This window comes from Tenacibaculum sp. SDUM215027, from assembly GCF_050566205.1.
Taxonomy (GTDB): domain Bacteria; phylum Bacteroidota; class Bacteroidia; order Flavobacteriales; family Flavobacteriaceae; genus Polaribacter.
This window is the reverse complement of sequence record NZ_JBNXUE010000004.1, coordinates 33,481-53,463: the sequence shown is the minus strand read 5'-3', so window position 1 is coordinate 53,463 and position 19,983 is coordinate 33,481. Positions and strand designations below refer to the sequence as shown.

The window sequence follows — 19,983 nt, the reverse complement described above, 5'->3', positions numbered from 1 at the left end:
TTTTAAATATAACTAAAACAACAACGTTTTTTACCCATAAAAAGTATTTTATCTTTTTTTTATTCTCTAAGATACTTCTTTTACAAAACCATTAAATATGAAAATAATTTTCAATTTTTATTTTCTAAACACTAATACTCTATAAATCATCAAAAAAGAATTAAACAACCGACTCTTTAATGATTAAATTCTTTAAATATTTTTTATTTTGCAGTTCAAATTAATTTATAATTCCTCTAAAAATCATGTCAAAACAAATCCCGCTCCTCTTCTTAGTGATTTTTACTTGCATTGTATCTTATTCTCAAACAAAAAAGGAATATAGCGAGAGTGATTTAGATTATTTTAAAAAAAAGTTCTACCTCAATAGAGAAATTGGTGTTGATAGCTCTCTATATTATATGAACAAACTTTTACAAAGTAATAATGTTGCTTACAAGACTTTTGGATATGCTGCTACAGAATATTTAAAAGTAAGAGAAAAACAGCCTATAAACATTCCTTTTAAAGATAGTATAAATAAATATCTTCCTAAGATAGCTAAAACTAATAAAAACTTCTCTCTACTCTTTGATACATATATATTATTAGGTAATTCTAATAAAAGAAGAAAGCTAATTGAACCTGCTTTACAAAATTATATTACAGCTGAGAATTATGCTCTATTAGCTAAAGATATTGAGCGAACTATTAAGATAAAAGGAAACATTGCACTTATTTATCAAGATATGGAGGAACTTGGTAAGGCCCTTAACAAAGCAAAAGAAACACTTAAGCTTATAGAAGTGAATAAAGAGACTCTTTCAGACAAATATTATAGTAGTAAATATAAGAGGATGTTTAATGTCGCAGCTATTTATGCTACCTTATATAAAAATAACAAAAAGAAACATCAATATGCAGACTCTTCATTACATTACTATAATTCCATACTAAAAACAAAAGAGTTTAAACTAAATAGTTATTACACTGGTAAAGTTTATTATGGTATGGGCACTATATATAGTTTAAAAAAAGAATACTCTAAGGCTAGTTCTTTTCTTGAAGAAAGTTTAGGGTTATTTAAAAAAAGTAATTCACAATCATACCTATATAAAGGTTATTACAATAATGGCTACAACTCTTACATGTTAAATGACTTAGAAAAGGCTAAACTGAATTTTTTGACTGCTTTGAGCATAAAGAAAGATACTGTGTTAGATCAAAATTACATGTACATGCACAATTACCTTTCTAAAATATATTCCAAACAAAATAAAATTGATTCAGCAAATTACTATTTAAATACTTTTTTAAATAATTATAATAAAGTTTCTTTAAGAGAAAAGCAACAATTTAAAGAAGCCTATAAGATTGGTTTTGATCAGAAAATCAAAGAATTAAAAGAAGACAGTACTCAAAAAAAGCTTTATTATAAAACTATAGTAATAGGCTTAACTGTTATTGTACTTTTTATTAGCTTCTTGGTAATTAAGAACTCTAAAGAAAAAAAGAAGACTAAGAAAAAATTAGATGAATTATTAAGTAAAATTTCAAACAAAGAAAACCTTTCAGAAAAACCTTTTTCACTTTCTAATGATTTAAAAATAAAAGATGAACAGCATCAACAAATTATTAAAGGACTATTGAAAATAGAAGAAAAAGAGTACTTTTTAAAAGAAGAATTTAACTTGTATAATGCAGCAAAAAAAATAGGTACTAACACTACTTACCTTTCAAAAATCATAAAGGATCATAAAAAAATGAGTTTTAATGATTATACGAATGAGTTACGAATTAATTATATTATTAAAGTATTAAGTAGTGATAAAAAAGTAAGATCATATACCACACAAGCTATTGGTGAAATAGCTGGTTATAAAAACGCAAAATCATTTACTCGAATTTTTAAGAAACATATTGGAATAACTCCCTATCAATTTATAGAAAAAGTTAATAAGGAGTTATAGCCACAACTTTTTCTATTTCTTAAATTTTAAAGCTCGTGTATTCATAACATTTATCTTTACTATTATCACCAGGAGGTGGAGGTAAACAATCTTCTTCACCATCTGTATCAGGTCCTCCGTATCCACCTGTATTTAGTTCAAAAGGTTTTGCTATTGGATCTCCTGCAAATATTTTTATTTTTTCTTCTGATCTTAATTTATACTTCATTAACGACTCAATAGATAAACATTTCATAAGTTTTAATTTTTAGTTTAGGTAAAGTTAATTTTTTTATCAGTTCTTTTTTCACTTACATACACATCTCCTCAAAACAAAACAATAAACAACTAACAAACAAACACTTAAACACTATTTTATAGTGCTATTTTTTTTAAATAGTACCTGCTTTTTTCTTAAATAGTAACTTAATACACTTCTTTTCTTCTATCAAACTCCCAATATTTGTAATATATAATTCTTAAATGCGGAACCTGAAAAGCATATAATAGAGTAAGGAAAATTAAAATTAATTAACCATGTTAAAATCAATTTCAAGCTTAGGAAACGTTTTGAATAAATCAGAACAAAGAGAAGTTAATGGAGGGCAAATTGTATGCCCTAGAGGATCTTATTTAAAATGTGACTGGATAAGATGCTGGTGTGAATCAGAACATATTGAAGAGCCTATTGAAGACTTTGATCATTAAAGACAATAACTAAAACTAATTAACCATGTTAAAATCAATATCGAACTTAGGAAACGTTTTGAATAATTCAGAACAAAAAGAAATCAAAGGAGGCCAAATACCATGTGGAGTAAATGAAATACTAGTTTGTAAGTTTGGACGATGCTGGTGCCAACCAGAAATTGTTGTAGAACTTCCTAAAGACTTTAAAGACTTTGATCATTAAAAAACTAATAACAAAAACTAATTAATTATGTTAAACTCAATTTCAAAATTAGGAAACACTTTAAATAAAGCAGAGCAAAGAGAAATCAATGGAGGAATTATACAATGTCCTCCACATACAAGATATGTATGCTTAGGTGTAGCTCCATTAGTGTCTTGTTGGTGTCAACCATTTGCACTTCCAGGTGACGAAATAGCTACTAGATAATCAAGTAACTTGTTAAAATTAAAAAGCCACTTATATCTTAATAAGCGGCTTTTTTTATAAACTATACAAGTTTCTTAGCATTCTTAACTTTTTGCTTGGTAAGTGCAATATCAATTACCTCGCTCATGTCGGTTACATAATGGAATGTTAATCCTTTTAAGTAACTTTCTTTTATTTCTTCTATATCTCTTTTATTATCAACACACAAAATAATTTCTTTAATATTAGCTCGTTTTGCTGCTAATATTTTTTCTTTAATTCCACCTACAGGCAACACTTTACCACGTAAAGTAATTTCACCAGTCATTGCTATTTTGTTTTTCACCTTACGTTGCGTAAATACAGATACTAATGATGTTAGCATTGTAATACCAGCACTTGGTCCATCTTTAGGTGTAGCTCCTTCTGGTACGTGAATATGTACGTCATATTTATCTAACACTTCAGGATTAATACCAAACTCTTCAGCATTTGATTTGATATATTTCATGGCAATGGTTGATGATTCTTTCATAACTGTACCTAAATTACCCGTAATTGAAAGGTTTCCTTTTCCTTTAGAAATGATAGATTCTATAAATAATATATCTCCTCCAACACTGGTCCAAGCCAATCCAGTAACTACTCCAGCAACATCATTGCTTTCATATTTATCACGTTCTAAACGTGCAGGTCCTAAAATAGTTTCAATATCCTCATTAGTCAGTGCAACATTATACTCCTCTTCCATTGCAATAGATTTTGCAGCGAAACGAACTACTTTAGCCACTTTCTTTTCTAAACCACGAACCCCAGACTCACGAGTATAACCCTCTACTATTTTCTCTATTTGCTTTTTACCAACTGTTAAGTGTTCTTTTGATAAACCGTGCTCTTTTAATTGTTTTGGAAACAAGTATTTTTTAGCTATTTCTACCTTTTCTTCAATGGTATAACCAGTCACATTGATAATCTCCATACGATCACGTAATGCCCATGGAATTTGACTGATATTATTTGCCGTAGCTATAAATAATACTTTAGAAAGGTCGTACCCTACTTCTAAATAATTATCATAAAACGATGTATTTTGTTCTGGATCTAATACTTCTAACATAGCAGAAGAAGGATCTCCTTGGTGACTTTGACTTAACTTATCAATCTCATCTAAAACAAATACTGGGTTTGAAGTCTCTGCTTTTTTAATATTTTGAATTAAACGCCCTGGCATCGCTCCAATATATGTTTTACGATGTCCGCGGATTTCAGCCTCGTCACGTAAACCTCCTAAAGACATACGTACATATTTACGACCTAATGCTTCAGCAACCGATTTACCTAACGATGTCTTACCTACTCCTGGAGGTCCGTATAAACAAATAATTGGCGACTTCATATCACCGCGTAATTTTAAAACAGCTAAATGCTCTATAATACGCTCTTTTACTTTTTCTAAACCAAAATGGTCTCTGTCTAATATTTTTTGAGCTCTTTTTAAGTCGAATTTATCTTTAGAGTATTTACCCCAAGGTAACTCTAGCATTAACTCTAAATAGTTACGTTGTACACCGTATTCCGCCATTTGAGGATTCATACGTTTTAAACGACTTAATTCTTTATCAAAAGTTTCTCCAACCTCTTTACTCCATTTTTTCGACTTTGCTTTAGTTCGCATTTCATCTAGCTCTTGCTCATGAGAAACACCTCCTAGTTCATCTTGAATGGTTTTTAATTGTTGGTTTAAGTAATACTCACGTTGTTGCTGATCTAAATCAGAACGTGTTTTAGACTGAATATCATTACGCAACTGTAATTTTTGAAGCTCTTTATCTAAATTCTTCAAAGTTAGCAACGCACGCTCTTTTAAATTATCTTTCTCTAACAATACTTGCTTTTGCGCCACGCTTAACTCCATATTTGATGAAATAAAATTCACCAAAAACGAACTAGATTGAATATTTTTTATCGCAAATGATGCCTCTGAAGGCAACATTGGGTTTTCTTTAATTACCTCTAATGCTAAATCTTTAATCGATTCGATAATTGCATCAAATTCTTTTTGATCGTCAATTTCTCGTTCATCAACAGCTTCTTTTACCTTAGCTTTTAAATAAGGCTGTTCTTGCGTAATTTCTTCTATTTCAAAACGCTTCTTACCTTGAATAATAACCGTTGTGTTACCATCAGGCATTTTTAACACACGCAATATTTGTGCTACTACACCTGTTTGATAAATATCATCTAATCCAGGATCTTCAACTTCGCTATTTCTTTGTGCAACTACTCCAACAACTTTATCTCCTTTATTTGCATCTTTAATTAACTGAATAGATTTATCTCTACCCGCAGTAATTGGAATTACTACCCCAGGAAATAATACCGTATTACGTAGCGGAAGAATTGGTAACTCTTCAGGAATACTTTCTTTATTTATTAATTCTTCATCTTCTGGTGTTAATAATGGAATTAATTCTGAATCTTCATTAAAAACATCTTGAAGCGACAAATTGTCTAAATGTAATATTTTTGATTTGCTCATATCTTACTTATTCTGTCATAGTGGCACTTTAAAATTTCTCATTAAAAAAAAACCACTTTTTTAAAATCATAAATCACTGATAAACAAAAGAATACTAACCTCTTTATACTTATCTTACTATCTATAATTCAATTCTTATGCCAACAAAAGCTATAAATAACTTATTTTGTAACTTATTTCATTCTAAATCGTCTTATTAATATCATTTTCAATAAAAACTAACCAAAAAATGAAAATTAAATTTTTACTTCTTTCCATTATATTATTATTTGCTAGTTGTGCTTCTAAGTCAAACTCCCCTGAATTTATAGAAAAAGCAGCTGGACGCTATTATTTTAATACTGATGAAATTATAGAAATTACTTTTGATGATAACGATAAATTGCTCGTAAAATGGCGTAATCAAAATTTAGAGCCTTTAAAAGTTAATGATTCTTCTTTTTATGTCCGAGAATTGAATGAAAAACTAATGTTTAACACCTCAGAGAATAAGATAGAGTTAGCTGAAAAACGAGAACATGAAGGAGAAAAATATGTCTTTAAAAAATTAAAAAAAGGAGAGAAAACACCTAGCGAATATTTGGCTGAAGGTAATTTTGAAGCTGCTTTAAAAGGTTACAAGATCATTAAAGAAAAAGATAGTTTAAGTCCAGTAATAAGGGAGCGAAATTTGAATAGATTAGGATATCAATACCTTAGAAAAGATGAGTTTAAAAATGCTATTAATATATTTAAAATAAATATTGAACTATACCCTAATAGCTCTAATACCTACGATAGCACTGGAGATGCTTATGCTAAAATGAAAGATACTATCAAAGCTATTGAATATTACAAAAAAGCATTAGCTATAAACCCTGAAAATAGGAGTTCTAAGCGAGGTTTAGAAAAACTAACTTCAAAAGAAGAATAATGGAAAAGTTAAAATACCCGATTGGTAAACCTGAAATACCAAACAATATTTCTTCTGAACTTCTTACTGAATGGATTACTATAATTGAAGAATTTCCTGAAAGACTAAAAAAATTAGTTTTAAACCTATCTGAAGAACAATTAGAAACTCCTTACAGAAAAAATGGTTGGACTATCCGACAAGTAATACATCATTGCGCCGATAGCCATCATAATTCTTATACCCGCTTTAAGTGGACTTTAACGGAAGACAAACCTGTTATTAAAGCCTATTTTGAAGACCGTTGGGCTGAACTGTTTGATTCAAAAAATGCTCCAATACAACTTTCTCTTGATGCTATAAAAGCTTTACATGCCAAATGGTCTTACCTTTTAAAAGGTTTAAATGAAGATGAATTAAATAAATCGTTTATCCATCCTGATGGAAATGAAGAAGTGAGTTTAAAAGAAAACATTGGTATTTATGCTTGGCATTGTAATCATCATTATGCACATATTGAACAATTATTAATTAGAAAGAATTGGTGTTAAGCTTACACTAAAATCAACAAAGCAATACCAACAAAAACCACAATCTGAGCCCACTTTAAATATACTCCTACTTTATTGTGTTGTTTGATGTAATCTGAAATTTTTCCTGCTAAAATAGCTATTGAAGAAAAGATTAAAAACGATATTAAAATAAACAAACCGCCTAATACATAAAATTGGATAACATTTGACAAAGTGTCAGAAAACAAAAACTGTGGAAAAAATGCTAAGAAGAAAATCGTAACCTTAGGGTTTAATACATTCATCCAAAAACCTGTTTTAAATAATTGTAATGTTGATTTTTTCTGAACATTATCAGTAGAAAAAGCAATTTTAGCGTCGCTTTTATACACTTGATATGCTAGATATAATAAATAACCTGCTCCGAATAACTTAATAATAAAAAATAAACTCGGATTCTGATTGATGATTTCTGAAACTCCAAAAGCAACCAGAGTTGTATGAATGATACATCCTGTCATTAAACCAGCAACTGTGGCTAACCCATATTTTTTTCCATTGACAATACTTTGAGTTAACACAAAAATATTATCAGGTCCAGGAGAAAAAGCTAAGGTTGTTGTAGCTAACACAAAAGATATGAGGGTTTCTAGCATAAATTAACTTTCAGCTAAAATAGCTTTATTGATTCTTTTTACCAAACTAGGTCCTTCGTAAATAAACCCTGTGTAAATCTGTACCAAGTCTGCCCCTGCTTTAAGCTTTTCTAAGGCATCTTTTTCAGAATGAATGCCTCCTACCCCAACAATTGGAAATGCTTTATTAGAATTGTCTGCTAAGTATTGAATCACTCTCGTGCTTCTCTCTTTAACCGGTTGTCCACTTACACCTCCATTACCTATTTCTTGTAAACGTTCTTTAGAAGCTTTTAAATTGTCTCTATTTACCGAGGTATTCGATGCTATAACTCCATCAATCTTAGTTTCTTCTACCAACTCAATAATTTCATCTAATTGTTGATTGTTTAAGTCTGGAGCAATTTTTAATAAAATAGGTTTTTGTTTCGCTTCGGCCTTATTTAATTTTTGAACTTCAGTGATTAATTCCTTTAAATAATCAGCATCTTCTAACTTTGCATGACTAGATACGTTTGGACAACTTACATTTAATACAAAATAATCTACATATGGGTGTAATCCTTTAAAACAAGTTACGTAATCTTCTGTGTAATTTTCAGGAGCTGTATTGGTGTTTTTTCCAATATTTCCTCCTATAATAATTTTTCCCTTGTTCTTTTTTAATTGTTCAATGGCTGCTTCTACCCCCTCATTATTAAAGCCCATTCGATTGATGACTCCTTTATCATCTTTTAAGCGAAATAAACGTTTTTTTGGATTCCCTACTTGACCTTTAGGCGTTACAGTACCAATTTCTACAAAACCAAAACCAAAATTAGCTAACTCATTATACAAAACTGCATTTTTATCAAATCCTGCTGCTAACCCTACTGGATTTTTAAAAGTTAGGCCGAATAAATTACGCTCTAATTTTTTATCATTCACTTGATACATTCCTCTAAAAACAGACGACATTCCTGGTATTTTCGATAAAAACTTTACTAACGAAAATGTAAAGTGGTGAATCTTTTCAGGATCAAAAAGGAAAAAAAATGGGCGAATAAGTAATTTGTACATCGTTTGTAATTATAATCTTCGTTCGTTAAATATAAAAAAAGCTCCAAAAATGGAGCTTCTGAATTATCGTAATACAGCGTCTAAACTCTTTTCGAATGTTTGCTGTAGTTTCTGCATTATCTTATCTATTTGTTTGTCTGCTAAAGTTTTGTTTTCATCTTGCAATACAAAACTTACTGCATATGACTTTTTACCTTCTGGTAATTTGTCTCCTTCATACACATCAAACAAATCAACTTCTTTTAAAAGCTTTCTTTCTGATTGAAATGCTAAGTTATAAATTTCTTTGAACTCAACCTTATTATCAAGCAACAACGCTAAATCACGTTTCACAGCTGGGAATTTAGGCAAATCAGTTACTTTTATGTTTTTGTTACCTACTAAACTTAAAATATTTTGCCAGTTAAAATCAGCAAACAATACCTCTTGTTTAATCGAAAACTCTTTTAAAATCGTTCTTTTTACAACACCTAATTCTACCAGCTTAGTTTTTCCTAAACTTAAGGTAATACCTTCAGAAAACACATCTGATTTTGTTGGTGTTGTTTTTAATTTATCAATCCCTAAACGACTTAACAAAGCTGTTACTGTTCCTTTTACATAAAAGAAATCTGATGCTTGCGTAGCTACCTTCCAGCTATCTTGCGTTCTGTTTCCTGTAACAAACAACGTTAAATGTTTATCTTCTTGGTATCCACTTTCGTATTTATGATACGTTTTACCAAACTCATAAAACTTTAATGAGTTATTCTTTCTATTAATATTGTAAGCTACAGATTCTAAACCACTAAACAGTAATGATTGACGCATTACTTTTAAGTCATTACTTAACGGGTTTAGCATTTCAACATTGAAATCAGCGTTTAAGTTCTCTGACAACTCAATATAATCAGCTTTCGTTAACGAGTTTGCCATGGTTTCATTAAACCCTAACGATGTTAACTGGTCTGCTACTATGTTTTCAATTTTTACGTCTTTATCACTATCAAAAGAAATAGACGTGTTCAATTTATGAGAAAATTCTATGTTGTTATATCCGTAAACACGTAAGATTTCTTCAATAATATCAGCCTCACGTTGTACATCTACTCGGTAAGATGGTACTACTAAACCTAAACCTGCTTCTGTAACACTATTTATTTTAATATCTAATGAAGCTAAAATCTTTTTAATAGTTTCTTTTGGAATTTCTTGACCTATTAACTTATAAGCATTTTCAAATGATAAGAATACTTCAAAGTCTTCAATCTTAACTGGATAAAAATCTAAAATATCAGAAGACATCTTTCCTCCTGCATATTCTTCAATTAATAAAGCAGCACGCTTTAAAGCATATTTTGTCGTGTTAATATCAATTCCTCTTTCAAAACGGAAAGACGCATCGGTATTTAATCCGTGGCGCTTTGCTGTTTTTCTAACCGATACTGGATTAAAGTAAGCACTTTCTAAGAAAATAGAAGTTGTATGTTCTGTTACTCCTGATTTTGCTCCTCCAAACACACCTCCTATACATAATGGATTATCATCTGCATCACAAATCATAATATCTTCAGAAGACAACTCTCTTTCTACATCATCTAGAGTAGTAAATTTTGTTCCTTCCTCTAAAGTTTTTACTACTACTTTACCTCCTCTAATTTTAGAAGCATCAAAAGCATGTAATGGCTGTCCTAATTCGTGTAATACATAATTTGTAATATCTACGATATTATTTTTAGGTGTTAACCCTATTGCTTTTAACCTATTTTGAATCCACTCTGGTGATTCTTTTACTTCTACATCAGTTATTGTAATACCACAATAACGAGGAGCTAAATCTTTATCTTCAATTTCGATATCGATTTTATGAGTACGCTCATCAACATGAAAGTCTGATACTGATGGTGAGATCAATTCTATACTAGTTCCTTGCTGAATTAATCCTGCTCTTAAATCACGTGCAACACCATAATGACTCATTGCATCTGCACGGTTTGGTGTTAAACCAATTTCAAAAACGTAATCTGTTTCAATATTAAAAACTTCTGAACAAGGAGTACCTGGAACTAAACTATCGTCTAACACCATAATACCGTCATGACTTTGTCCTAAACCTAATTCGTCTTCAGCACAAATCATTCCATGACTTACTTCTCCTCGTATCTTTCCCTTTTTAATTTTAAATCCTTCTCCTTTTTCATCATACAATGTAGTACCAACTGTAGCTACAGGAACTTTTTGACCTGCTGCAACATTTGGTGCACCACATACAATTTGTACTGGGCTACCATCTCCTAAATCAACAGTAGTAACTTTTAACTTATCTGCATTTTCATGCTTTTCACAAGTTTTTACCTCACCAACGACAATTCCTTTTAGGCTTCCCTTAATACTCTCTACAGTTTCTATTCCTTCAACTTCAAGACCTAAATCAGTTAATAACTCGCCTGTTTTCTCAGCCTCCCAGTCTGTCTGTAAAAATTGTTGTAACCAATTGTATGATATCTTCATAATCAATCTCTAATTTTAGCGTGCAAATTTACGCAAAATAAAGGAAAAACTATAAACTAGTTATCTACAAAAGATACACAATTGATTATTAACCTTTTGGTAACATTGGAAAATTATATTTTTCATTGATTTGTAACGAGTTAACAAAACTTTAACATTTTAAGAAAATATTATGAAACATAAACTACTCTTCTTTTTATTGATAGCTTCTCTATCGGTTTTTTCTCAAGTTCCTTCATACTATAATGATGTAAACTTAAATTTATCTGGTTCTGCATTAAAAAATGAATTAGCTACGAAGATTATCAATACACATACGACCAATTTATCTTACACTCCTGGTGTATGGAATGCTTTAAAGCAAACAGATTTAAACCCTAACGATCCAAGTAAAGTTTTATTAATATACGGTTATAGTGACACTGATGGAAACTACGTTACTGACAGAACTAGAGATAAAGATTCTAATGGTGGTACAGCTGGTACTCAATGGAACAGGGAACACGTGTACCCTAAATCTTTAGGAAACCCTAATCTAGGAACTTCTGGACCAGGGGCAGACGCACATCATTTAAGAGCTGCTGATATTTCTTTCAACTCTCAAAGAAGCAGCAAAAAATTTGCAAATGGTTCTGGTAATGCTGGTAGTGTTTCTGGTGGCTGGTACCCTGGAGACGAATGGAAAGGCGATGTTGCTCGTATGATGATGTATATGTATTTACGCTACGGTAACCAATGTTTACCTACTGGTGTTGGTACAGGATCAACAATGACTTCAGACGCTAATATGCTTGCTATGTTTATTCAATGGAATGTAGATGACCCAGTATCTGATTTTGAAAAACAACGTAATCCTATTTTAGAAGGGATTCAAGGAAATCGTAATCCATTTATTGATAACCCTGCTTTTGCTACTGAAATTTGGGGAGGTCCTCAAGCTGAAGATTTATTTGGAGGTGGTAGTAATTCTGATACACAAGCTCCTACTGCTCCTACTAACTTATCTGCTTCTAACATTACTGAAACTACAGTTAATTTAACTTGGTCTGCTTCTACAGACAATATTGGTGTTTCAGGATATGATGTATATAATGGAGTTACTAAAATAACCACAACCTCTTCAACTTCTTATACTGTTACAAGTTTAACAGCAGCTACTAATTATACTTTTTCTGTAAAAGCTAAAGATGCAGCAGGTAATGAATCTACTTCTAGTAATTCAGTTTCTGTAACAACTAACACTAGTTCAGGTGGAGGAAATGGAACAGCAACAGGTTTATTAATTTCTGAATATGTAGAAGGTTCTTCAAATAATAAAGCTATTGAAATTGCTAATTTTACAGGAGCTACTGTAAACTTATCTGGATATTCATTAAAAAAAGCTGCTAATGGTGGAGGATGGACAAATACTATAACTTTAAGTGGTCAATTAACAAATGGAAATGTTTATGTAATTGCTAATAGTAGTGCTTCTAGCACAATACTTAACAAAGCTGACAGAACAGACACAGGTGTAATTTCTTTTAACGGAAACGACGCTGTTGGTTTATTTAAAGGAAGTACCCTTATCGATTTAATTGGAGATCCTAATAGTTCTTCTACATTTGCACAAGACAAAACAATGCAAAGAAAATCTTCTGTTACATCTCCTAACAGTTCTTATACAACTTCTGAATGGGATATCTTAGCTAAAGATACATTTAGCGGCTTGGGAAACCACAACATTAATGGTGGAACCTCTGCTCCTGACACAACTGCGCCATCAGCTCCTACTAACGTTGCTGCTTCTAACATAACACAAACTTCTGTTAATTTAAGTTGGACAGCATCAACAGATGATACCGGTGTTATAGGGTATGAAGTTTATCAAGGAAGCACAAAAATAACAACTGTTACTGCTACAAGCTATTCTGTTAGTGGGTTAACAGCTTCAACAAGCTATACATTTTCTGTAAAAGCAAAAGATGCTGCTAATAATGTTTCTTCAGCAAGTAATACAGTAAATGTAACAACTTTAGCAAACACAGTTTCTTATTGTAGTACAAAAGGGAATAATGTAAGCTATGAATGGATTGACAACATTGTTATTGGAGGAATTTCAAATACTACTGGAGGAAATGGTGGATATGGAGACTTTACTTCTTTAACAGGAAATTTACCTTATGGAAGTAATACTATTGTAGTAAGCGCAGGATTTTCTAGTTCTTCTTATACTGAATATTGGAAAGTTTGGATCGACTTCAACCAAAACGGAACTTTTGAATCTTCTGAAGAAGTTGTTAGTGGCTCTTCATCTAGCTCTGGAAATTTATCACATAATTTTTCTGTACCTACCTCTGCTTTAGCAGGTGCTACAAGAATGCGCGTATCAATGAAATGGGATGCAGCTCCTTCACCTTGTGAAACTTTTTCTTATGGAGAAGTGGAAGACTACACTGTTAACATAGGTAGTAGCTCTAAAGGTATAGGAAGCCATAATATTATTATTGACGGAAAGTTAGGAAATGAAACTTCTATTTTTGATGCTAGTGTTTCACCAAACCCTAGTGTTGATTTTGTTAAAATTAAATTAGCAGATGACAGAAATGCTACTTTTAAAGTTACAACCTTAACAGGTCAACAAGTTTTAACAGGAAAAGTTACTCATAACAATCTTAACATTTCAAGCTTAAATAACGGAATTTATATTCTTGAAGTAAATGACGGTCAAAAATCGTTTACTAAAAAGATTATCAAAAAATAGTTTATAACTATAGAATACAAAAAGAGCTTCCAAAATTGGAAGCTCTTTGTTTTTTTATCAAAACTAAGAGTTAAACTTCAATCGTAGTTTTTGATTCTTTTGAAGAAAACACATAAGTATATAACCACATAAGAGTAAATGTTGGCACAACATCTAACCCTGGCATTGCTTCTTCAATAAAAGCAATGGCCCCTGCTACTTTACCTTTATTTCCTTTATACATTTTTGTCATTATATACGCAGATGCTGGCGCCCAAACTATGTCTGATAACTCTCCAAACCCAGGTATTAAATATGAGACGTACCCAATAGCGTCAAACAACAAACTTAATGCTAGCTTTTGGTACTTTTTTTCTTTATTCATTGATATTAAATTAATTCCACACTCAACAAATCAAAATTCAAGCCAAAATTTATAACTTTTATCTTGTAAATTGATAAGTTTGTTCCAAAATACTAAAAACGAATGACTTTTTCTGATTTTATCAATCAAATAGAAAAACTGCAGCAAAAGCAACTAGGTGGTTTAGCATCTCAATTTAAACTTGCCCCAAAACTAAGAACTCGATTTTCAGAAGAATTAATACAAAGTAAAAAACCAAGAAAAGCAGCTGTTTTAGCGTTGTTTTACCCTGACAATAACAATCAAACTCGTTTTTTACTTACTGAAAGAGCCAGTTATAACGGAGCACATTCATCACAAATTAGCTTTCCTGGAGGGAAATTTGATAAAGAAGATAACAACCTACGAACAACTGCTTTACGTGAAACCTATGAAGAAGTTGGTGTACACTATAAATCTATTGAAATAATACGACAAACTTCTGATGCTTATATTCCTCCTAGTAATTTTTTAGTAGCTCCATTTATAGGGGTTTCGGAAAAAACACCTCGCTTTACTCCGAATGAAGAAGTCGCTAAAATTATTGAAGTGTTATTGGCTGATTTACTAGACGACTCAAACTTAACTTCGGTAGAGATGGAAACCTCATATATGAAAAATATCGAGGTACCATGCTTTAAATTAAATGATTACATTGTGTGGGGTGCTACTGCCATGATGCTTTCAGAAATTAAAGATTTATTTAAATAGTTTTTTTTATGGTTTTCTTTTGTAATTTAGCACTTACACTAATAAAACCTGATTATAAAAATGCCTTTATTTAAAAGGAATCCTTTTGGACATATTTTGTTCATTAAAAGATTTTTAATACAAATTCTCGGAGTTATTTCTCACGGACGCTACCGTAAGTTTAATGACCTACAAATAGAGGGAATGGATGTTTTAAGAAATCTCCCCAACGAAAAAGTATTATTTATTTCCAACCATCAAACGTATTTTGCTGATGTAGCTGCAATGTTTCATGTATTTAACGCTGCATTAAAAGGTAGAGACGATAATATTAGAAATGTAGGCTATTTATGGAATCCCAAATTAAACATATATTATGTTGCCGCAGGTGAAACGATGCGCTCTGGATTACTTCCTAAAATATTTGCCTATGTAGGTTCGGTTTCTGTTGAAAGAACTTGGAGAAGCGCTGGTAAAAACATTAACAGACAAGTCAAAATGTCTGACATTTCTAATATAGGAAAAGCTTTAGATGACGGTTGGGTAATTACCTTCCCGCAGGGTACAACTACGCCTTTTAAACCTATTCGTCGTGGTACAGCTCATATTATTAAAACCTTTAAACCTATTGTAGTTCCGATAGTTATTGACGGGTTTAGACGTTCTTTTGATAAAAAAGGATTGATGATAAAAAAGCGTAACGTACTGCAATCAATGGTTATTAAAGAACCTTTAGACATTGATTACGAAAATGAGGACGTGGCTAACATTATTGAAAGAATTGAATATGCTATAGAGCAACACCCCTCTTTTTTAAAGGTATTAACACCAAAACAACTTAAAGAGCAAGAAGAATTTATTGAAAAAAGACGTTTTTGGGGAGCTGACAAACCTAAAGAAAACAAAGATTAACAAAAATTAAAATTAACGTTTAAGTTATGGCTAATAAATCTATTTTAAATAAAAAGTCATTAGACTTCTTAGAAAAATATTTAAACAATGCAGCTCCTACTGGATATGAGTGGGAAGGACAAAAAATATGGATGGATTATCTTAAACCATATGTAGATGAATTCATCACCGATACTTATGGTAGTGCAGTTGGAGTTATTAATCCTGATGCCAAATACAAGGTAGTTATTGAAGGACATGCCGATGAAATTTCTTGGTATGTAAATTACATTTCTGATGAAGGTTTAATTTACGTGATACGTAACGGAGGAAGCGACCATCAAATAGCTCCAAGTAAAATAGTTAACATTCATACCAAAAATGGTATTGTAAAAGGTGTTTTCGGATGGCCAGCAATTCATACACGTAATAAAGCCAAAGAAGAAGCTCCAAAACCAGATAATATTTTTATCGATTTAGGATGTTCTAGTAAAGAAGAAGTTGAAAAATTAGGTGTTCATGTGGGGTGTGTAATTACTTACCCAGATGAATTCCATATTTTAAATGGAGATAAATTTGTGTGTCGTGCTTTAGATAACCGTATGGGAGGGTTTATGATTGCTGAAGTAGCTCGTTTATTACACGAAAATAAAAAGAAATTACCTTTTGGTTTATACATAACCAATTCTGTTCAGGAAGAAATAGGTTTACGCGGTGCAGAAATGATTACTCAAACCATTAAACCTAATGTAGCTATCGTTACCGATGTAACACACGATACTACAACTCCTATGATCGACAAGAAAAAAGAAGGTCATTTAGAGCTAGGAAAAGGACCAGTAGTAGCCTATGCACCTGCTGTTCAACAAAAATTACGCGATTTAATTATCGATGCAGCTGAAGCAAACAAAATTCCGTTCCAGCGTTCTGCATTGTCTAGAGCCACAGGAACTGACACCGACGCTTTTGCTTATAGTAATGGTGGTGTTGCTTCTGCTTTAATTTCATTGCCTTTACGCTACATGCATACAACGGTAGAGATGGTACACCGTGAGGATGTTGAAAACGTAATTAAAATGATTTACGAAAGTTTATTAAAAATTGAAGACGGAGAAAACTTCTCTTATTTCAAATAAAAAATAATCAAGCGTCATTGCGAACGGAGTGAAGTAATCTTATTAAACAAAAATGAGATTTCTTCGTCATACTTCCTCGGAATGACGTTTTTTTAATCAACTCTCTCCCATGGATGAAGTTATAGACATTGTTGATGAAAACGGAAATCACACAGGAAAAACCTGCTTAAAATCCGAAGCTCACAAATATGGCTACTTCCATCCTACCATTCATGTTTGGTTATATACTTCTGATCATAAAATTTTACTTCAAAAAAGAGCTTTAACTAAAAAAGTGTTTCCTGGTTTATGGGACATTTCTGTAGCAGGTCATGTTGCTGCCGGAGAAGACATTAAAATCGCTGCGCTCAGAGAAGTTAAAGAAGAAATTGGCTTTGACATCCTTCCTGAAAACTTACATAAAATAGGAACACGAAAACACATGGTAAATCATCCAAATGGAATTATAGATAATGAATTCCATCATGTATTTATTGCTGAATTAACGATCCCTATTCAAAAATTAACACTTCAAGAAGAAGAAGTAGCAGCTTTAAAATTATTTAGCTTAGAAACGATATTACACACCAAAGACCACGAAAACTTACTATTACCTCAATACCAAGACTATTATTGTTTTGTGCATGATAAAATTCTAAAAAATCTTAGTATATTATAGTTCCTAATTTCATTAAAAATGAAAAAGCTACTATTCTGTTTAGTCATCTGTATACTGCATTCCTGCGCTTCTAAACAACACCTAAAAAAGCATGGTTTTTCTGACGGTATTTCTAAAATGATAGAAAAAACATACTTGGTAGAAAGTAATCAAAAAAAGTTAGTTCAAACAAAAACATTGAATTTCACTAAAAATGGACGTGTAAAAACTTCAAAAACTAAAGATAGTCTCGGGAATACCATTGAAGAAACTGAAAAGCGGTTGTGGTTTGAAAAACGCTCATACCCTAACAAGCTTCCTTACTATTGTAAAACACGCTGGAAACCTAATCAACGAGAACGTATTAGTTGTTATACACAAAAACAGTTTAAGCAAAATGAAATTATTGTGCATTATACCGAAAATGGTTTGATTGATAAAGTAGTCGATAACTTCTCTACATTTTACACACATCAATATCAATATAAAAATGGTTAACTTTCAAAAGTTGTGATTACAGATAAAAACAACATCCCTGTGGATACAATAAATATTGAATGTATTTCAAAAGACAACAAAGGAAACTGTCTTGAGCAAAGGAAAAAGTCTACAGTCTTTAACACCATAGAGATAACATCTTTTACATTCACCTATAAATAACACCCCAAAATTTAAAACAAGAGGGAATACTTTTAAACTTAAATAACTATATTTAAGACAAATAATCACCCTATATGTTAACAAAACAAGAAAAATCTGCATTAAGAAGTAGGTTGTTTCGCCACTTAGATGGAATTGTAACTTGTCCCGCAGCCTACACCTTATACGAAAAAGGAATTACAAAGTATTTATTAGAGAAGAAATCAGTTAGTTTAACTGAAATCACCAACCAATTTCATGCTAACGACGGTTATTTAAATGTAGCTTTAAGAACATTGTGTTCACAAGGTTGGTTAACACAACAGGTTGACAACACCCACAATACTGTTCTTTTTAAAATTAACGAAGCCTCTACCATTGCTTTTTCTTATTTTCATCTTTATAAAGACGCTTTTTCTTTATTAAGATTTTCTGAAAGCTACAGCGTTAGAAAGTTCGAAATGGAACCTTTTGAAAAATTAGAAAATCTCTATAAAAACTTTACAAATAACTTCGGAATAACACTTCCTTCAACTTCTAAAGAAAAAGAAATTTTAACACAAATTCTAACACACATTGAAGGAATCATTGTGGGACCAACTACCGTCTTATTAGGAATGAGCGGGATGTTTCATAAATATTTTATGCAAACCAAGTTTAGTGCAGATGAATTCCATAAAGATGCCGATAATTTTAGTCGATTATTAGATTTATTAACTAATTTAAGTTGGTTTACCAAAACAAAAGACTCTTATGAGTTTACTGATGAAGGCTTATTTTTTGCTCGTAGAGCAAGTGCTTATGGAGTAACAGTGTCGTATATTCCTACTCTTAGAAAACTAGACAAACTTATTTTTGGAAATCCTGATATTTTTAGAACTTCCGAAATAGGAAATGATGAGATTCATGTAGATAGAGAAATGAATGTTTGGGGAAGTGGTGGCGCTCATTCTACCTATTTTAAAGTGATTGATGAAATCATCATCAACCTATTTAACAAACCTATTAATGAGCAACCTAAAGGAATTTTAGATGTTGGATGTGGTAACGGTGCCTTTTTAAAGCATTTATTTAATGTGATTGAAAACCAAACCTTGAGAGGTACGATGTTAGAAGACCATCCGCTGTTACTTATTGGTGTCGATTATAACGAAGCTGCATTAAAAATAACTCGTAAAAACCTAGTACAAGCCGATATTTGGGCGAAAGTGATTTGGGGAGATATTGGAAACCCGAAAGCTATGTCAAAAGATTTACAAGATAAATACGGCATTAATTTATCTGATTTATTGAATGTCCGTACGTTTTTAGACCATAACAGAATTTGGCAAGAGCCCGCACCTAATGATGATTTAACTATTACCAATTCAGCTGGAGCTTATGCATACAGAGGAAAACGTTTAAACAATAATCTTGTAGTAGAATCATTAAAACAACATTTCAACAAATGGAAACCCTATATCAGTAAATTTGGGCTATTATTAATTGAACTACATACCTCAAAACCAGAATCGGTTGCTAAAAACATAGGAAAAACAGCTGCTACTGCTTATGATGCTACTCATGGATATTCTGATCAGTACATCATAGAACTCGACGAGTATATGAATGCTATGGAAGCTATTGGGTTAACTCCTGACAAAAACACTTTCAAAAAATTTCCCAATTCGGAATTAGCTACGGTTTCTATTAATCTTTTTAAGTAAAAAAG

19 protein-coding genes are annotated in these 19,983 nt (G+C 31.5%); 13 read left to right on the top strand and 6 right to left on the bottom strand.

Going from position 1 to position 19,983, the window contains the following annotated elements; genetic code table 11:
- Positions 1-245: 245 nt before the first annotated feature.
- Positions 246-1,949 carry a helix-turn-helix domain-containing protein gene (locus tag ACQYZ7_RS10235; RefSeq protein ID WP_430729652.1) on the top strand — a complete coding sequence of 568 codons (1,704 nt, stop codon included), beginning with the start codon at positions 246-248 and terminating at the stop codon, positions 1,947-1,949.
- 19 nt (positions 1,950-1,968) lie between these two features.
- On the opposite strand, the gene ACQYZ7_RS10230 is transcribed toward ACQYZ7_RS10235, so the two are convergent.
- Positions 1,969-2,184, bottom strand: a complete 216-nt coding sequence (locus ACQYZ7_RS10230; RefSeq protein ID WP_430729651.1) for a hypothetical protein — start codon at positions 2,182-2,184, stop codon at positions 1,969-1,971.
- A 281-nt stretch (positions 2,185-2,465) separates the two neighbouring features.
- Between ACQYZ7_RS10230 and ACQYZ7_RS10225 the strand changes: the two genes are divergently transcribed.
- Genes ACQYZ7_RS10225 through ACQYZ7_RS10215 form a run of 3 tightly spaced genes read left to right on the top strand, consistent with a single transcriptional unit; the run spans position 2,466 to position 3,048 of the window.
- Complete coding sequence (locus ACQYZ7_RS10225) at positions 2,466-2,636, top strand: hypothetical protein (protein ID WP_430729650.1); 171 nt, start codon at positions 2,466-2,468, stop codon at positions 2,634-2,636.
- A gap of 25 nt (positions 2,637-2,661) precedes the next feature.
- Positions 2,662-2,841, top strand: a complete 180-nt coding sequence (locus ACQYZ7_RS10220) for a hypothetical protein (RefSeq protein ID WP_430729649.1) — start codon at positions 2,662-2,664, stop codon at positions 2,839-2,841.
- Between the two features lie 27 nt (positions 2,842-2,868).
- Entirely contained in the window at positions 2,869-3,048 is a 180-nt protein-coding gene (locus ACQYZ7_RS10215; protein WP_430729648.1) for a hypothetical protein, read from the top strand.
- Between the two features lie 61 nt (positions 3,049-3,109).
- Here ACQYZ7_RS10215 and lon read toward each other — a convergent pair whose 3' ends face one another.
- Positions 3,110-5,566, bottom strand: coding sequence for an endopeptidase La (gene lon, locus ACQYZ7_RS10210; protein ID WP_430729647.1), 2,457 nt, complete (start codon positions 5,564-5,566; stop codon positions 3,110-3,112).
- Between the two features lie 229 nt (positions 5,567-5,795).
- Between lon and ACQYZ7_RS10205 the strand changes: the two genes are divergently transcribed.
- Positions 5,796-6,479, top strand: a complete 684-nt coding sequence (locus tag ACQYZ7_RS10205) for a tetratricopeptide repeat protein (RefSeq protein ID WP_430729646.1) — start codon at positions 5,796-5,798, stop codon at positions 6,477-6,479.
- Positions 6,479-7,009, top strand: coding sequence for a YfiT family bacillithiol transferase (locus ACQYZ7_RS10200; RefSeq protein ID WP_430729645.1), 531 nt, complete (start codon positions 6,479-6,481; stop codon positions 7,007-7,009). Before ACQYZ7_RS10205 ends, ACQYZ7_RS10200 begins: the two co-directional genes overlap by 1 nt.
- A 2-nt stretch (positions 7,010-7,011) precedes the next feature.
- On the opposite strand, the gene ACQYZ7_RS10195 is transcribed toward ACQYZ7_RS10200, so the two are convergent.
- The 3 genes from ACQYZ7_RS10195 to pheT form a co-directional block, all read right to left on the bottom strand.
- Entirely contained in the window at positions 7,012-7,626 is a 615-nt protein-coding gene (locus ACQYZ7_RS10195) for a LysE family translocator (protein ID WP_430729644.1), read from the bottom strand.
- 3 nt (positions 7,627-7,629) lie between these two features.
- Positions 7,630-8,664 (bottom strand): quinone-dependent dihydroorotate dehydrogenase, encoded by a 1,035-nt coding sequence (locus tag ACQYZ7_RS10190; protein ID WP_430729643.1) that lies wholly within the window; start codon positions 8,662-8,664, stop codon positions 7,630-7,632.
- A gap of 63 nt (positions 8,665-8,727) precedes the next feature.
- Positions 8,728-11,154, bottom strand: a complete 2,427-nt coding sequence (pheT, locus tag ACQYZ7_RS10185) for a phenylalanine--tRNA ligase subunit beta (RefSeq protein WP_430729642.1) — start codon at positions 11,152-11,154, stop codon at positions 8,728-8,730.
- 172 nt (positions 11,155-11,326) lie between these two features.
- Between pheT and ACQYZ7_RS10180 the strand changes: the two genes are divergently transcribed.
- On the top strand, positions 11,327-13,897 hold the full coding sequence (locus ACQYZ7_RS10180; protein ID WP_430729641.1) for an endonuclease: 2,571 nt from the start codon (positions 11,327-11,329) through the stop codon (positions 13,895-13,897).
- Positions 13,898-13,967: 70 nt separating this feature from the next.
- Here ACQYZ7_RS10180 and ACQYZ7_RS10175 read toward each other — a convergent pair whose 3' ends face one another.
- Positions 13,968-14,261 (bottom strand): hypothetical protein, encoded by a 294-nt coding sequence (locus tag ACQYZ7_RS10175; protein WP_125067711.1) that lies wholly within the window; start codon positions 14,259-14,261, stop codon positions 13,968-13,970.
- A 102-nt stretch (positions 14,262-14,363) separates the two neighbouring features.
- Here ACQYZ7_RS10175 and ACQYZ7_RS10170 point away from each other — a divergent pair, with 102 nt between their 5' ends.
- The 6 genes from ACQYZ7_RS10170 (at position 14,364) to ACQYZ7_RS10145 (ending at position 19,978) form a co-directional block, all read left to right on the top strand.
- On the top strand, positions 14,364-14,990 hold the full coding sequence (locus ACQYZ7_RS10170) for an NUDIX hydrolase (RefSeq protein ID WP_430729640.1): 627 nt from the start codon (positions 14,364-14,366) through the stop codon (positions 14,988-14,990).
- Positions 14,991-15,050: 60 nt separating this feature from the next.
- Complete coding sequence (locus ACQYZ7_RS10165; protein ID WP_115901542.1) at positions 15,051-15,881, top strand: lysophospholipid acyltransferase family protein; 831 nt, start codon at positions 15,051-15,053, stop codon at positions 15,879-15,881.
- A 26-nt stretch (positions 15,882-15,907) separates the two neighbouring features.
- Positions 15,908-16,996, top strand: coding sequence for a M42 family metallopeptidase (locus ACQYZ7_RS10160; RefSeq protein ID WP_430729639.1), 1,089 nt, complete (start codon positions 15,908-15,910; stop codon positions 16,994-16,996).
- Between the two features lie 109 nt (positions 16,997-17,105).
- Positions 17,106-17,654, top strand: a complete 549-nt coding sequence (locus ACQYZ7_RS10155; RefSeq protein WP_430729638.1) for an NUDIX hydrolase — start codon at positions 17,106-17,108, stop codon at positions 17,652-17,654.
- An 18-nt stretch (positions 17,655-17,672) separates the two neighbouring features.
- Positions 17,673-18,131, top strand: coding sequence for a hypothetical protein (locus ACQYZ7_RS10150; RefSeq protein ID WP_430729637.1), 459 nt, complete (start codon positions 17,673-17,675; stop codon positions 18,129-18,131).
- Between the two features lie 236 nt (positions 18,132-18,367).
- Positions 18,368-19,978, top strand: a complete 1,611-nt coding sequence (locus tag ACQYZ7_RS10145) for a class I SAM-dependent methyltransferase (protein ID WP_430729636.1) — start codon at positions 18,368-18,370, stop codon at positions 19,976-19,978.
- The last annotated feature ends 5 nt before the right edge of the window (positions 19,979-19,983 follow it).

Coding starts and splice junctions, on each gene's coding strand:
- ACQYZ7_RS10235 (WP_430729652.1), top strand. CDS start 246: ATGTCAAAACAAATCCCGCTCCTCTTCTTAGTGATTTTTACTTGCATT.
- ACQYZ7_RS10230 (WP_430729651.1), bottom strand. CDS start 2,184: ATGAAATGTTTATCTATTGAGTCGTTAATGAAGTATAAATTAAGATCA.
- ACQYZ7_RS10225 (WP_430729650.1), top strand. CDS start 2,466: ATGTTAAAATCAATTTCAAGCTTAGGAAACGTTTTGAATAAATCAGAA.
- ACQYZ7_RS10220 (WP_430729649.1), top strand. CDS start 2,662: ATGTTAAAATCAATATCGAACTTAGGAAACGTTTTGAATAATTCAGAA.
- ACQYZ7_RS10215 (WP_430729648.1), top strand. CDS start 2,869: ATGTTAAACTCAATTTCAAAATTAGGAAACACTTTAAATAAAGCAGAG.
- lon (WP_430729647.1), bottom strand. CDS start 5,566: ATGAGCAAATCAAAAATATTACATTTAGACAATTTGTCGCTTCAAGAT.
- ACQYZ7_RS10205 (WP_430729646.1), top strand. CDS start 5,796: ATGAAAATTAAATTTTTACTTCTTTCCATTATATTATTATTTGCTAGT.
- ACQYZ7_RS10200 (WP_430729645.1), top strand. CDS start 6,479: ATGGAAAAGTTAAAATACCCGATTGGTAAACCTGAAATACCAAACAAT.
- ACQYZ7_RS10195 (WP_430729644.1), bottom strand. CDS start 7,626: ATGCTAGAAACCCTCATATCTTTTGTGTTAGCTACAACAACCTTAGCT.
- ACQYZ7_RS10190 (WP_430729643.1), bottom strand. CDS start 8,664: ATGTACAAATTACTTATTCGCCCATTTTTTTTCCTTTTTGATCCTGAA.
- pheT (WP_430729642.1), bottom strand. CDS start 11,154: ATGAAGATATCATACAATTGGTTACAACAATTTTTACAGACAGACTGG.
- ACQYZ7_RS10180 (WP_430729641.1), top strand. CDS start 11,327: ATGAAACATAAACTACTCTTCTTTTTATTGATAGCTTCTCTATCGGTT.
- ACQYZ7_RS10175 (WP_125067711.1), bottom strand. CDS start 14,261: ATGAATAAAGAAAAAAAGTACCAAAAGCTAGCATTAAGTTTGTTGTTT.
- ACQYZ7_RS10170 (WP_430729640.1), top strand. CDS start 14,364: ATGACTTTTTCTGATTTTATCAATCAAATAGAAAAACTGCAGCAAAAG.
- ACQYZ7_RS10165 (WP_115901542.1), top strand. CDS start 15,051: ATGCCTTTATTTAAAAGGAATCCTTTTGGACATATTTTGTTCATTAAA.
- ACQYZ7_RS10160 (WP_430729639.1), top strand. CDS start 15,908: ATGGCTAATAAATCTATTTTAAATAAAAAGTCATTAGACTTCTTAGAA.
- ACQYZ7_RS10155 (WP_430729638.1), top strand. CDS start 17,106: ATGGATGAAGTTATAGACATTGTTGATGAAAACGGAAATCACACAGGA.
- ACQYZ7_RS10150 (WP_430729637.1), top strand. CDS start 17,673: ATGAAAAAGCTACTATTCTGTTTAGTCATCTGTATACTGCATTCCTGC.
- ACQYZ7_RS10145 (WP_430729636.1), top strand. CDS start 18,368: ATGTTAACAAAACAAGAAAAATCTGCATTAAGAAGTAGGTTGTTTCGC.